At 56.8% G+C, this 12451-nt stretch carries 13 protein-coding genes; 8 read left to right on the forward strand and 5 right to left on the reverse strand.

Annotated elements, in window-relative coordinates:
• Window positions 1-5 precede the first annotated feature (5 nt).
• The 4 genes from BJ6T_RS09965 to BJ6T_RS43185 are packed head-to-tail and all read left to right on the forward strand — an operon-like array spanning window position 6 to window position 3796.
• Window positions 6-1190, forward strand: coding sequence for an ABC transporter substrate-binding protein (locus tag BJ6T_RS09965; RefSeq protein ID WP_043900172.1), 1185 nt, complete (start codon window positions 6-8; stop codon window positions 1188-1190).
• A gap of 47 nt (window positions 1191-1237) precedes the next feature.
• A complete protein-coding gene (locus BJ6T_RS09970; RefSeq protein WP_014492213.1) occupies window positions 1238-1624 on the forward strand; it encodes a RidA family protein in 387 nt (128 codons plus the stop codon).
• Window positions 1625-1681: 57 nt separating this feature from the next.
• On the forward strand, window positions 1682-2890 hold the full coding sequence (locus BJ6T_RS09975) for an ABC transporter substrate-binding protein (protein WP_014492214.1): 1209 nt from the start codon (window positions 1682-1684) through the stop codon (window positions 2888-2890).
• Between the two features lie 27 nt (window positions 2891-2917).
• Entirely contained in the window at window positions 2918-3796 is an 879-nt protein-coding gene (locus BJ6T_RS43185; protein ID WP_160321075.1) for an NmrA family NAD(P)-binding protein, read from the forward strand.
• A 28-nt stretch (window positions 3797-3824) separates the two neighbouring features.
• On the opposite strand, the gene BJ6T_RS09985 is transcribed toward BJ6T_RS43185, so the two are convergent.
• Window positions 3825-4391, reverse strand: a complete 567-nt coding sequence (locus BJ6T_RS09985; protein WP_014492216.1) for a MarR family winged helix-turn-helix transcriptional regulator — start codon at window positions 4389-4391, stop codon at window positions 3825-3827.
• Between the two features lie 179 nt (window positions 4392-4570).
• On the opposite strand from BJ6T_RS09985, the gene BJ6T_RS09990 reads away from it, so the two are divergent.
• Together BJ6T_RS09990 and BJ6T_RS09995 are read left to right on the forward strand one after the other, a co-directional pair.
• On the forward strand, window positions 4571-6256 hold the full coding sequence (locus tag BJ6T_RS09990; protein ID WP_014492217.1) for an amidohydrolase: 1686 nt from the start codon (window positions 4571-4573) through the stop codon (window positions 6254-6256).
• Window positions 6257-6300: 44 nt separating this feature from the next.
• Entirely contained in the window at window positions 6301-6813 is a 513-nt protein-coding gene (locus BJ6T_RS09995; RefSeq protein WP_014492218.1) for a 3-hydroxyanthranilate 3,4-dioxygenase, read from the forward strand.
• A 9-nt stretch (window positions 6814-6822) separates the two neighbouring features.
• On the opposite strand, the gene BJ6T_RS42800 is transcribed toward BJ6T_RS09995, so the two are convergent.
• On the reverse strand, window positions 6823-7764 hold the full coding sequence (locus tag BJ6T_RS42800) for an amidohydrolase family protein (RefSeq protein WP_014492219.1): 942 nt from the start codon (window positions 7762-7764) through the stop codon (window positions 6823-6825).
• Window positions 7700-8173 carry a Rid family hydrolase gene (locus BJ6T_RS43190; protein WP_240537959.1) on the reverse strand — a complete coding sequence of 158 codons (474 nt, stop codon included), beginning with the start codon at window positions 8171-8173 and terminating at the stop codon, window positions 7700-7702. Before BJ6T_RS43190 ends, BJ6T_RS42800 begins: the two co-directional genes overlap by 65 nt.
• An 81-nt stretch (window positions 8174-8254) precedes the next feature.
• Here BJ6T_RS43190 and BJ6T_RS10005 point away from each other — a divergent pair, with 81 nt between their 5' ends.
• Both BJ6T_RS10005 and BJ6T_RS10010 read left to right on the forward strand, forming a co-directional pair.
• Window positions 8255-9979, forward strand: coding sequence for an amidohydrolase (locus BJ6T_RS10005; RefSeq protein WP_225894958.1), 1725 nt, complete (start codon window positions 8255-8257; stop codon window positions 9977-9979).
• Window positions 9942-10349 (forward strand): 5-carboxymethyl-2-hydroxymuconate Delta-isomerase, encoded by a 408-nt coding sequence (locus tag BJ6T_RS10010; protein WP_014492221.1) that lies wholly within the window; start codon window positions 9942-9944, stop codon window positions 10347-10349. The genes BJ6T_RS10005 and BJ6T_RS10010 overlap by 38 nt, the downstream gene beginning before the upstream one ends.
• Window positions 10350-10518: 169 nt before the next feature.
• On the opposite strand, the gene BJ6T_RS10015 is transcribed toward BJ6T_RS10010, so the two are convergent.
• Window positions 10519-11739: an NAD(P)/FAD-dependent oxidoreductase gene (locus BJ6T_RS10015; protein WP_014492222.1), complete on the reverse strand. Its 1221-nt coding sequence runs from the start codon at window positions 11737-11739 to the stop codon at window positions 10519-10521.
• A gap of 65 nt (window positions 11740-11804) precedes the next feature.
• On the reverse strand, window positions 11805-12056 hold the full coding sequence (locus BJ6T_RS48195) for a 2Fe-2S iron-sulfur cluster-binding protein (RefSeq protein WP_347336783.1): 252 nt from the start codon (window positions 12054-12056) through the stop codon (window positions 11805-11807).
• Window positions 12057-12451: the final 395 nt, after the last annotated feature.

The following is a 12451-nucleotide window of genomic DNA, read 5'->3' on the forward strand; positions in this document are numbered from 1 at the left end:
CGTTCATGCTGATTGCACTTGGAGTGTTGCCTGCCGCAGCTCAGAAAAATTACGACACAGGCGCAAGCGACAGTGAGATCAAGGTGGGCAATTTCGTTCCCTATAGCGGCCCCGCGTCTGCGTACGGCGTGATCGGAAGAGCGGAAGACGCCTATTTTCGGATGGTCAACGATAAGGGCGGGATCAATGGTCGAAAGGTGACGTTCATCTCGTACGACGACGGATACTCCCCGCCGAAGGCCGTCGAGCAAACTCGAAAACTCGTCGAAGGGGACGAAGTGCTCTTGATGTTCGGCTCAATGGGAACGTCGTCAAACACCGCCGTGCAGAGGTACTTGAATTCCAAGAAAATCCCGCAGTTGTTCGTCGTCAGCGGGGCGGCAAAATGGAACGAACCGAAGAAGGCGCCTTGGACGATCGGGCTGGTACCAAGCTACGAGACCGAGGGGCGGATCTACGCCAAGTATATCGTCGCAAATTTACCGAACGCAAAGATATCTATTCTGTATCAGAACGACGACTTCGGAAAGGATGTCCTGAAGGGATTGCGCGACGGTCTGGGCGAGTCAGCTGGATCTGCGATAGTAGCAATCGAGAGCTATGAGGTCTCAGAACCGACAATCGATTCTCACGTTGTCAAGCTGCGCAGCACAGGGAGCGATGTGTTCATCAACATTGCTTCGCCGAAATTCGCGGCGCAAGCCATCAAGAAAATCGCGGAACTCGACTGGCGCCCCGCCCATTTTCTTTCCTATGTTTCTTCGTCGGTCGGCGGCGTGATTAGGCCCGCAGGCATCGCCAACGCCCAAGGCATCATATCCTCAGCATATGCCAAGGACGTTAGCGATCCGGTGTGGAGTCAGGATCAAGCGCTCTCCGACTATCGCGCATTCCTGTCGAAGTACCTCCCCGGAGCAGATCCGACTGATGGCCTACTGCTGACCGGCTACATGCACGCAGAAGCGCTCGAGCAGGTCTTGCGACAATGTGGAGATGACCTGACACGCCAGAACGTCATGAAGCAGGCCGCCAATCTCAAGGGGGTCACGTTGCCTGGCATGCTCCCCGGGATCACGATTGACACGTCTCCCGATGACTACGCAGCCATCGAGAAGCTGCAGCTTATAAAGTTTTCCGGAACAAGTTGGTCGAGATTCGGTGAAGTCCTCGACGCGAATGTCGCCCGATAGTGCTGCCATTTTCCTCACAGTCACAGAAGGTTAATCAGGAGAGTTTTATGTCTACACGCGTTATTGAGCCGTCGAAAGTACTGAAGCCGTTCGGATTCTGGAATACAGCGTTCGAGATCTCGAGTGGTTCCCGAATGCTGATCACAGGCGGCATCTCTGGAGTAAAGCTGGACGGCAGTTTCGATGCCGACATCGAAGGGCAAACAAAGCAGATGTTTGCGAACGTCATCGCGGTGCTCGACGAGGCGGGAATGAGTATGGAGAACGTGGTGAAACTGAACACGTTCCTGGTGGATTTCAGCGACTACGAGCAATACTCGAAGACGAGAGAGGGGTTCCTCGGAAGCAGGAAGCCAGCGGTAACGCTGCTCGTGATCAACGGATTACCACGTCCCGGGCTGAGGGTCGAAGTCGATCTCGTAGCAGTCGAATAGCAGAACAACCGGCGCTGCGAGAGCGCGAGGTTCTTGGAAAACAGTACGGAGCTATCGATGCGTGCGACGATGTGGACAGCGATCCTTTGCTTATGTGCCCTCAGCCTGACCCCAGTAAGCGCCGAGATTCCCAACAGCAAACTCGTAGTGGGCGTGCTCACGGATTTTTCAGGACCGTTCTCGGACTCGACGGGCAAAGGATCCTTGGCGGCTGCTCAATTGGCCGCTGAGGACTTCGCGAAGGAAGCAGGCGGCATCAAGGTCGAAATTGTGTCGGCCGACCATCAGAACAAGGCAGACATTGGAGCGACCATCGCGCGGAAATGGATGGACGTCGATGGTGTCACCGCCATCGTCGACCTTCCAAATTCTGGAGTAGCTTTGGCGGTGATTTCGGCCGTAAAGGAGAGAAATCGAGTGACGCTGGCTTCCGGCTCGGCTTCATCCGATCTTACCGGGAAGCAGTGTGAGCCGACCACGGTGCAGTGGGCTTGGGATACTTGGGCCCTGGGTAATGCCGCAAGTCGAGCCATCTCCGGCGGAGTCGATAATAGCTGGTTTTTCATTGGCTTCGACTACGCACTCGGCAAAGCGCTCCAGCGCGATACCGCCGAAGCTGTGAAGAGGCAGGGCGGGACAATCGTCGGATCTGTTTCTCACCCGCTCAATACCGCCGATTTCGCATCTTATCTGCTGCAGGCACAATCGTCCGGGGCGAAAGTGATTGCGTTGGCGAATACCGGCCATGATTTTCTGAACTCGGTCAAGCAGGCATCGGAGTTCGGATTGTTAGGAAATGGGCGCAAGCTCGCCGCCCTGTTCGGCGAAGTGAACGAAATCGAGGGGATCGGTTTGAAGGAAGCTCAGGGATTGATCGTGAGCTTGCCCTTCTACTGGGATCTGAACGACAGCACCCGAACGTGGACGAAGAGATTTCAGGAAAAGCTTCCGGGTAAAGTGCCGAACAGCAACCAATCCGCTACATATTCGGCCACACTCGCTTATCTCCGAGCGGCAAAAGCGGCCGACACTATCGAAGGCGAGAAAGTCGTGAAGGAAATGCGAAAGACCACAATCCATGACCCGCTTTACGGCGAAGTCGACGTTCGGATTGATGGAAGAGCAGTTCATGAGTTCTATGTCTTCCGGGTGAAGACACCCGCTGAGTCTACGGGGCGTCATGACGTTTTGAAGTTGATGCAAACCATTCCGCCGGCCGAAGCGTTCCGCCCCCTGGACCAAGGAGGCTGTCCACTCGTGAAGTAGCGGGCGGCGCCGAAGCGGATAATGACGATGAATGAAGCGAGTGGCCCGGTCGCGATAATTGGTACCGGCGGATTGAACGCAAGCGCTTGGACGAGAGCTTTGCTTTCAAAGGGAATCAAGGTTCGTTCGCTGGTTCGGAGGCCGGAGGAACATAGATCGACGGCGTATCAAGAGTTCGTGTATTTTGATCTTGAGCAAGTAAGCTCGCACGAAGTTGCGCTTGCAGGTGTGGAAAGCGTAGCGCTCGTAACTCCAGCAAACCTTTGCCAGGTAGCAAATGAACTAAGGGTAATCCGGGCTGCGATCCACTCGCGAGTAAAGCGAATTGTCAAGCTATCGGTTCTGGGAGCGGAGCTTCCTCATCCCATTTCCTTCTTCGCGCGCAGCGCAGCAGACGTTGAGCGCGCCCTTCGGGATAGCGCGGTCAATTGCGTGATCCTACGGTCAAATGCTTTCATGCAGAATACACTGCTCCAGCGGAAATCGATCGCGGCGGGAAGATACGTCGAACCGCAGGGATTGCCACCGTGCAGCTTCATAGATGTTGAAGACATCGCAGAAGTCGCAGTGAAGGCTTGCAGCGGCGAACTCGATGGGCAGGTCTTGACGCTGTCAGGCAAGGCGGCGCTATCCGGCCGCGATATCGCGCTCGCCTATGAGGTCGCGCTAGGACACAAGGTGGATCTCTCCGTTCTCCCACTGAGTGAGTACAAGGATATGTTATCAGGAGCAGGACTACCGGAATGGCGCTCGGGAGCGTTGATGGAACTTTATGACAACCTTCTCAAGCAGAAAGGGTCGCACTTGTCTCAAGTCGGCGCGGACCTTACACCCATCATCGGACGACCTGCACGGTCGTTCGACCAGTTCGTTCGAAGCAACATCGCGGCGCTTTCCATCAACTAGCATCGCGACGAACGCTCGCAATCAAACATCACGGTCTCTTGGACGCCCGCGCTTTCGGAGGTGCTTTCATCTGAACGGTGTCTTCCAATTCGACCTCCGCATCGTCCTCGGGGACGACCGTCTTCGCGATCGTTCCGATTCGCTCAAGTAGTCGAAGAAAATCGGCGCGTTCCTGAAGAGTAAGCTCTCCAATCAGCGCCGCCTGCCGCTTTTGAGCATCCCTCATTATCTTGTCAAAAATCTGCCTGCCACGTTTGGTGAGAAAGAGCACCTGACGGCGTCCATCACTGGGGTCGCGGACACGCTCAACCATCTTTTTCTGCGACAGGAGTTCTAATGCACGACTGATTTGAGCCTTATCCATTCCGGAGTGTGAATTGACGTCGACGGCGGAGATCGGTGTCCGATCAACCAGCAGGGTCAACATTCGCCATTCGGACAAGCCAATGTCGTGATCTGCGAGGTAGAGCTTGGTCAGGCGGCGATGCAACAACGTGCTCAGCGCCGTCACTTTGACGCTGATAAAATCGGAGACCGAGAGGTTCCCGCCTTCGGAGCCCAGGTTGCGCCAGGCAGCATCAGATTTCGCGCTCATTCCCATCCTCTCTAACCAGGCGCCTTATTGCCTCATTATATGGCGGCCGGGAAGCGCAAGCACGTTGTTATCGCCCTGCGGGTCGCAATCTGCCCAGCTTTTATCGCCGAAGCGGCTCGTGACAAACCTGGCGCGGCAGGCTATAAAAGTAGTTGTCTAATCAACGAAAGGCGACCTGAATGGCGGTGCGAGGGCTTGAACAGGATCCGGCCAAAAGATCGACGTCGGTAAATGACCCATCGCTCGTCTTGTTGAACGGCAACATCCTGACGATGGACAAGGCGGGCCGCAAAGCCGAAGCGATTGCCGTGCGCGACGGGCGAGTTCTCGCGCTTGGTACAAACGCGACGATTGCGGCGATCGCGAGCGACAGATCGCGACAAATCGATCTCAAAGGGAAGACGGTAGTCCCCGGACTGATGGATACTCATCTCCATCTCCGGGATGTTGGCACCGCAGATTATGTGGTCGATCTAAAGGCCGCGCGTTCGGTACCGGAGGCCCAAGAACTGATCCGAGCCTTCGTTGCCACGAAGAAGCCTGGAGAATGGATTCGCGGAACCGCTTGGCATCCGCCTTCCCAACTAACCGAAGGGCGATATCTATCTCGCCAAGAGATCGATCGGGTTGCACCCAGTAACCCGGTATACTTGCGAGCAATCGGTCACACTTCCATGGCCAACACGCGTGCATTCGAAGCGTTGGGGCTTGATCGTGCGACGCCGGACCCGGCAAACGGAAAATTCGAGCGCGACGCTTCGGGCGAATTTACGGGTCTGCTGATTGAGACGGCGCTTCGCAAAGTTGAACGCATGATGCCTCCCTGGTCGCCGGATGAGGAGGTAGCGCAGTTCAAAATCGCGCAGTCGGTTCTCAATTCCCACGGTATTACGAGCGTGGTGGCGGGTGCCATTTCGTCGAGCGAGATTGCGGCACTTCATCGGATCAAGTCGTGCGGACAGGCCACGCTTCGGGTCGGCCTGATGTTTCGGCCGTTTCCTCCTCTAGACAACCTGGCGTGGGAAGATACGATCCGTGGCAATGGAGCATCGTCAGGTTTCGGAGACGAGTGGCTGAAATTCGCTGCGGTAAAGATTGCTTACGATGGGGGCATGACGTTGAAGACCGCGCTTATGCGCGAACCATACCCGAATTCGGCTCCGGACTGGTGCGGATTTTCTCATCAGACGTACGAACGTTTGAAAGAGCTCGTCGCGATCTGCAATCGGTATAACTGGCGGGTAGGCGTGCATGCTGTCGGTGACAAGGCAGTCGATCATGCGCTGGATGCTTACGAACAGGCCGATCAGGAGAAGTCGATCTTAGGGCAACGATTTATTCTGATACATGCAAGCCTCATCCGCAAGGATCAGATGGAGCGCGCCAAGCGGTTGGGGGTGCGCGTCGACTTCCAAAACGTCTTCATGTGGAATCGGGCATCCGCGGTGTCGGACGCGTTGGGCGCTGAGCGAGCACAGCGCGCTATTCCTGCCAAAAGTCTGATCGATGTGCTTGGGATCGAAAGCCTCGGGGCGGGAACGGATTATCCGGTCAACACTCTCAATCCGTTCGTCAACATGTACGTCATGGTGACGCGCATGGACGCGACAGGAAGAGCGTACGGCCTCAACGAAGCGATAAGCCGCGAGCAGGCGCTGCGTCTCTACACCAGTGCAGCGTCGCACTACACCTTCGAGGAACTGGATAAGGGGACGTTGGAAGAAGGAAAGTTCGCGGACATGGCAGTTTTGTCTGGCGATCCGATGACCGTGCCCGAGAAAGACATTAAGGACATCACGGCCGAACTGACGGTCGTGAACGGGCGAGTCGTATTCAGCGGCGGGTCGTTTGCAGCGGAAAATTGACGGCTTTTCTTCGCTTATTAGAAGCAAACCACTAGGAGGGGTTCATGCTCAATTGTCTTCCGCTCGTGAAGTTGGATGAAGTCACTTTTGAACTTCGGAATACGCAAAGGCGCGTGGCAGTGCTCTGGCAGGAACCGGAGTCGCTGGCGTTTGTAGCGCGTGGTCGCGAATACAGAAGCGAATTTCACATAAACGAAAGCGATGAGTTTACTTACATGATCAGTGGGACAATGAATCTTCACTTCCGGACGCCGGAAGGTAGAGAGGAGGTTCTTGTCATTCCGGAGGGTGCGGTCAACTTCATGCCGGCGGGAACTCCCCATTCCCCACGGTTCCCGCCGGACGCGTTTGCACTCATCGTCGAACGGGGTCGGCGGACGGGAGAGGTCGACAGATTTCACTGGTTCTGTCCTAAGTGCGATCAGTTCCTGCACGAGGAGGTTTTTACTGTGTCGGACTACCGGGCTGACCCTGTTTCGCAGGCATACCGGAATTTCTTCGAAAGCGAAGCCGCGCGAACATGCAAGGAGTGCGGAAACGTGATGGCCAAACCGTAGGCTTTGATCCTAACCGCTTCGTTTGTCCAGGAGTGCCCTGGCGTTGATATGCTCGATGGCTTCTAGCACGTCCAAATCGGGAACGGCGGCTCGAAGATCTGAGAGGGCGGTGTCCACGATCTGCGTTCCTGCGTGTGGGAAATCACTTCCGAACACGATGCGACTAGGCGAAGCGAAGCGCAGTAGCGCAGCCGCCGTGTACGGGTCGACCGACAGGGCTGTATCGAAGTAGAGCGCTTTGAGCGAGGCCAGGACGCCGCCTGGAACAGCATCGCGGAACCGGGCTTGAGATTCTAGACGGGCCAGCCGCGCTGAGAGCAGCGGAATGGTGCCGCCTGCATGGGCGAACACGAAGCGTACATTTGAGTAGCGCACGAAAGTGCCCGAGAAGAGGAGACTGGCCACGGCGCGAGTTGTGTCGAACGGGAACTCGATGGATGCGGCAGGCAGATTGACCGAAAAAGGTTGAGGTTCCGGCATCGTAGGATGTACGAAGACGACCGATGCGTGACGATCCAATTCCTCGAAGATCGGCGCAAAGCACGCGTCCCCGAGATAGCGGCCTTGATAATTGCTCAGCAGGCAAAAACCGTCGCACTGAAGATCCCGGGACGCATACTGGATTTCTTCAAGACTTTGGTCGATATCCGGCAGTGGAAGTGTCGCAAGCGACCCAAATCTGCCTGGATGGTCGCGATTCAGCGTTGCAGCGTATTCGTTGCAGGAGCGAGCCAGTTTTGCCCTACTCGCGGAATGAACCGGGCTGACCGCCGGAGAGGAGAGCGACAAGAGAGCTGTCGCAATGCCGTTGCGATCGAGCACTTCGAGCGATCGGCTGGCATCCCACTGCGGGACGCGACCGGAAACCAGAAAGCCCGCAATCGCTTCATCCCCGATTTTTTCCGCATACCCTGGCGGGAAAAAATGATGGTGGGTGTCTATGCGGATCATGTTGACTGATCGAACATCGCGACGCAGTCGATCTCGACATTGACGCCATCGCGGTGGGGAGTTCCCCCACGCAGGTTCGCGAGACCCTCTCGACGCCGATCTCTTTGCGGAAGACTTCATTAAACTTCCCGAAGTCGCGCACGTCTCGCAGGATGACGCGCATATTCACCACGTTCGAGAAATCTGCGCCGGCCGCCGCCAGTACGTTGCGCAAGTTGGAAAGCGTCCGGTGAGTCTGGGCTTCAATGTCGCCTTCCACCACCTGCTTCGTAAGCGGATCGAGAGGACCCTGACCAGAGACGAACAACATTTTATCGAAGCGGACGGCTTGAGCGATCGGCGACGCAACGGCACGGTCCGTGAAACCGGTCACCGGGGCATCAGTGGCTATTACGACGGTCTTCGGCATCAGGAAGCTCGCCTTTCCGGGGTTGATTTTGTGGCGTCCAATACGTCAGTGTTATCCTAGATACTTGTTCTAGCTATATAGTTGACGAATCAACAAAGCAAGCAAGGCGCCAAAATGGCTGCAGATGACGGGGCCGCCCTGACGATCCGCGAGGTCCTAGCGCCGGACACGATCTTCGCGAACGGCAACATCCTTACCGTCGATGATCGCTTCAGCGTGGCGAATGCGGTCGCCGTACGGGACGGACGATTTATGGCCGTCGGGACGACCAAAGATGTGCTTCCGCTTGCAGGTCCACGGACGAACATCGTCGACCTGGAGGGGCGGACCGTGCTGCCGGGTCTTATAGACACTCACGCTCACGTCGAGAGGGCGGGCCTCGAAAAGTGCACCGTGCGACTGAACGACGTCCGAAGCGTTCGCGAGGCGCTCGGGCGGATAGCCGAATACGCCGCTACTCTCCGGAAGGGCGAGTGGATCAGAGGCGGTCAATGGCACCCCGTAGCACAATTAGCGGAAGGGCGCTTTCTCACCCGTAAAGAACTGGATTCCGTGTGTCCGGATAATCCGGTTAGTCTGCCGATTGGACACTTCACGCTCGTCAACTCTCATGCCCTCGCCCTCGCTGGTATAACGAAGAACACTCTGGATCCCGCGGGAGGTACCATCCATCGCGATGAATTGACGGGGGAACCAAGCGGGATACTCGAAGAAGCTGCGGAGGACCTAGTCCAAAGCCTGCTCCCGGGATGGTCCGATCAGCAGAGGGACGAGCAGTTGCTGTCCGCGATGCGCCTTTTTAACAAGTTTGGTCTGACTTCCGCGATTTCGGCGGCTGTTGGTCCCGAAACGTTTAGAGCGCATCAACGGGTGAGAATGAGCGGCCGCGCGTCGCTGCGCATCAGCGCGATGTTTGCCCCCACAGGCAGCCTCAATCCGGACGTGACCATCGATGAGTGGGAAGCATTCTTCTCGAAGATCGGCGTAGCCTCCGACTTTGGCGACAGCTGGCTCAGCCTTTCCGGCGTAAAACTGCAGATAGACGGGGGAATGACGTTGCGCACGGCGGCAATGAGAGACGGATATCCAGGAGATCCCCTCTACAAGGGCACAATCGTGATCGAGCCGACTAGATTCAACGCGCTGGTAACGATTGCCAATCGTTACGGTTGGCGTGTGGGAGTTCATGCCGTCGGCGATGCGGCGATCGACCGCGTCCTCGACGCTTATCAATTGGCCGACGGCGAGCGGTCGATCAAGGGAAGGCGGTTCGTCATAATCCACGGCAGTCTCATGCGACGAGACCAGATGGAGCGCGCAAAGCGGCTGGACGTTCGAGTTGACGCACAGACCACGTTTCTATGGGACAAGGCCGGGGCCGTTGCGGGATTTCTTGGCAAGGCGACCGCGGACCGGGCATTCCCGATGAGAACAATGATCGATGTCATGGGATTGGATGCCGTAGGCCAGGGGACAGACTACCCGATCAACTCCCTCAATCCGTTCGTCAACATGTATGTGATGGTTACGCGCCGCGACAAGGACGGGATACTCTACGGGGCCAGCGAGCGGATTACTCGCGAGGAGGCCATACGACTCTACACCAGTGCGGCTTCGCGGTATTCATTTTCGGAGAAGCAAATTGGCTCGATCGAGACCGGCAAATATGCCGATATGATCGTTATCTCGGACAACATCATGAGAATTCCCGACGATCTGATCAAGGATATCCAGGTCCTCCGAACGATCGTCGAAGGACAGATCGTCCATGAAGGGACCGATCATTCGCGCTTGGGCGACGCGTAATATCCTGAACGAAGGGCGAAAGTGCACCATGCCGCATTTGGTGGTTGACTATTCGGATGGATCCTTCGATCCTGAGAGGATATCTGAACTGTTGTTGGAGTTGGCGGATGCCGCTTGGCGCACCGGCGTCATGAAGGCCGAAGACGTGAAGATCAGGGCTCAGCCCTACGAGCACTATCTAGTCGCGGGGAAGCAGGATAGTTTCGTACATGTGACTGTCTATCTGCTTGAGGGGCGAAATTCTGCGCAGAAGGTCGAGCTGAGCGTGCGGTTGCGCGAAGTTCTCACCTCGAGATGCGCGGCGGTGACCAGTCTGAGCGTTGACATCCGCGACATGGACTCGCTCGCTTACAAAAAGCGACTGAGGTAGGTACGAGCCTCGATCTCGATTCTCTGGTTGAGGCGATGCATACGACGGCATGTTCCTCGGGAGCGGGAGGAACCGGTCGATCTTCTTCCGTTCGAAACGACATCACCACGTTCACCTATGTCGGCTGCGGCGACTATGGCGCAGCCGTGACGTCACACTGATCTGTGGGTTACGGCGTTACCAACGATTTCAGGTCGAAGGAAATGTCCGCGGCCTCTCCTTGTGACGGAGAGACACCCGCTGCAATGAGCCGCCGTGCGACAAGTTGATCTCCTGGTCGATTGATGCTGTCTACTGCAAGCAGACAGCCGTCCTTGAAATAGAATGTTGAAAATCTGCCGGTATCGACCGTCCCTCTGACGACCGCTGCATCGAAGCTTCCTGCGATGCCAGTGGTCTGCAGCTTCAAATCGAACTGATCCGACCAAAAGCGGGGTACGCTGATGTCGGGGCTGTGTTTGCCTGCGATCGCCAACCCGGCGGCTTTAGCTTGATCTTGAGCGTTCTGGACTGACTCTAGCCTCGTCCAGGTCTTGCTGAACCGATTGAAGTGGTATGCGCAATCGCCGCATGCAAATACTCCATCGACGTCCGTCATTCCGTGTGCACTGACCGTAACTCCGTTGGTGCAATTGAGCCCCGCCTTGCGAGCAAGTTCGTCGTTCGCGATGCCGCCGATCCCGACAACGACCATGTCGGCGCGAACTTTCGATCCGCTGCTAAGAAGCACGGTGGACAATTTCCCGCGAGCGCCTTCGAAGGCTGCCACCGTTTCGAGAAGCCGGATTTCGACGCCGGCCCGCAGATGAGCATCCAAGAGGAAGCTCGATACGACCGGAGAGGTAGCCCGTTCCAGGAGACGATGGCCCGCCTCGATTAGAACCACCTTCTTGCCCAATTTCGTCGCGGAGGCCGCCACTTCGAGGCCGATAAATCCTCCGCCGATGATGACGACGTCCTCAGCTTGCTTCAACCGCATTTTAAGATGAGCCGCATCTGAGAGCGATCGGAGATAGCAAACTCCCTCCAAATGGCCTCCTGGAACCTCCAAACGGCGGGCGCGGGATCCCGCGGCAATGACTAGCTGTTCGAAGCCGAGGACGCTGCCTCGCTCGAGAATCGCGCGACGGTCACGCAAGTCGATGTCGATGACGCGGCTGCCGAGGATCAACTCGATACCCTTGGCACCGAAGAAGGCATTGTCGCGCAAGAACAGGCTCTGCTCGCTGGCGTTGTCTAGGAGATAGTCCTTCGAAAGGGGAGGTCTTTGATAAGGCAGGCATGGTTCATCGCCGACGATCGCAATCGGTTTCGCGAAGCCGGCATCGCGTGCGGTCAGTGCGGCTTGAACGCCCGCGTAAGAGGCCCCGACTACGACGAGCCCCTTCATTTATTGTGCATCCGGTACGTGGACGATCAACTCGTCGGACCGGTCGAACGGCCTCAACTGGCAGCTCAGGCGGCTGGTCGGCCTTCGCTCGGCGACGACAGCCGACAACAAGTCGATTTCGTGACTGGTTGGGGAGGCACTAGCTTCGACTGCGCTTCGTCTAGGTAGACGTGACAGGTTGCGCAATCCATACTGCCACCGCAGTCGCCATTTATGCCCGCGACGCCATGACGTATGGCCGCCACCATAACGCTTACGCCTGGGTCTTCATTCACGCATTTTTCCGTGCCGTCTGGTTGAACAAACCTAATCCGCATACGCGTTTCCCTAGCCAGTGAACACAGCACTCACATCCATACAATATAAGTTGACGAGTCAACTAATTTATGGGATTGCTCGATGTCGATGGACCGTGGACGTCGTTTATGGGGCCGCAGCGCCGAGCGGACGCGGCCAGCGAACCAGAGCCCGCGCCGGGGAGGGGATGAAGCGGTTGAGTGCTTTTCTCATCCCGCCCGTTGTCGTGCAGCGGAAGGCGGGGCTCCAATTGACTTGACTAAAGCGTTTGGCGCGCAGGGAGAAAGGGTCATCGCTCAAGCGAATTTCTGTACGAAGCAGGTCGACAGGTCGATCGATATTCCATTCGAATCTTGGAAAGCCTCCGCCGATGCCTTGGGTCCTGAGGTGCACTAGCGGACGACGGTGTGGAACG

The sequence above is a fragment of the Bradyrhizobium japonicum USDA 6 genome (assembly GCF_000284375.1).
Classification (GTDB): Bacteria; Pseudomonadota; Alphaproteobacteria; order Rhizobiales; family Xanthobacteraceae; genus Bradyrhizobium; species Bradyrhizobium japonicum.

Bases quoted from the DNA above. Each gene is read 5' to 3' on its own strand.
- BJ6T_RS09970 (WP_014492213.1), top strand. From the start codon at position 1,238: ATGTCTACACGCGTTATTGAGCCGTCGAAAGTACTGAAGCCGTTCGGA.
- BJ6T_RS43190 (WP_240537959.1), bottom strand. From the start codon at position 8,173: ATGCCGAAGACCGTCGTAATAGCCACTGATGCCCCGGTGACCGGTTTC.
- BJ6T_RS09990 (WP_014492217.1), top strand. From the start codon at position 4,571: ATGGCGGTGCGAGGGCTTGAACAGGATCCGGCCAAAAGATCGACGTCG.
- BJ6T_RS09995 (WP_014492218.1), top strand. From the start codon at position 6,301: ATGCTCAATTGTCTTCCGCTCGTGAAGTTGGATGAAGTCACTTTTGAA.
- BJ6T_RS09985 (WP_014492216.1), bottom strand. From the start codon at position 4,391: ATGAGCGCGAAATCTGATGCTGCCTGGCGCAACCTGGGCTCCGAAGGC.
- BJ6T_RS42800 (WP_014492219.1), bottom strand. From the start codon at position 7,764: ATGATCCGCATAGACACCCACCATCATTTTTTCCCGCCAGGGTATGCG.
- BJ6T_RS10015 (WP_014492222.1), bottom strand. From the start codon at position 11,739: ATGAAGGGGCTCGTCGTAGTCGGGGCCTCTTACGCGGGCGTTCAAGCC.
- BJ6T_RS43185 (WP_160321075.1), top strand. From the start codon at position 2,918: ATGAATGAAGCGAGTGGCCCGGTCGCGATAATTGGTACCGGCGGATTG.
- BJ6T_RS48195 (WP_347336783.1), bottom strand. From the start codon at position 12,056: ATGCGGATTAGGTTTGTTCAACCAGACGGCACGGAAAAATGCGTGAAT.
- BJ6T_RS09975 (WP_014492214.1), top strand. From the start codon at position 1,682: ATGCGTGCGACGATGTGGACAGCGATCCTTTGCTTATGTGCCCTCAGC.
- BJ6T_RS10010 (WP_014492221.1), top strand. From the start codon at position 9,942: ATGAAGGGACCGATCATTCGCGCTTGGGCGACGCGTAATATCCTGAAC.
- BJ6T_RS09965 (WP_043900172.1), top strand. From the start codon at position 6: ATGCTGATTGCACTTGGAGTGTTGCCTGCCGCAGCTCAGAAAAATTAC.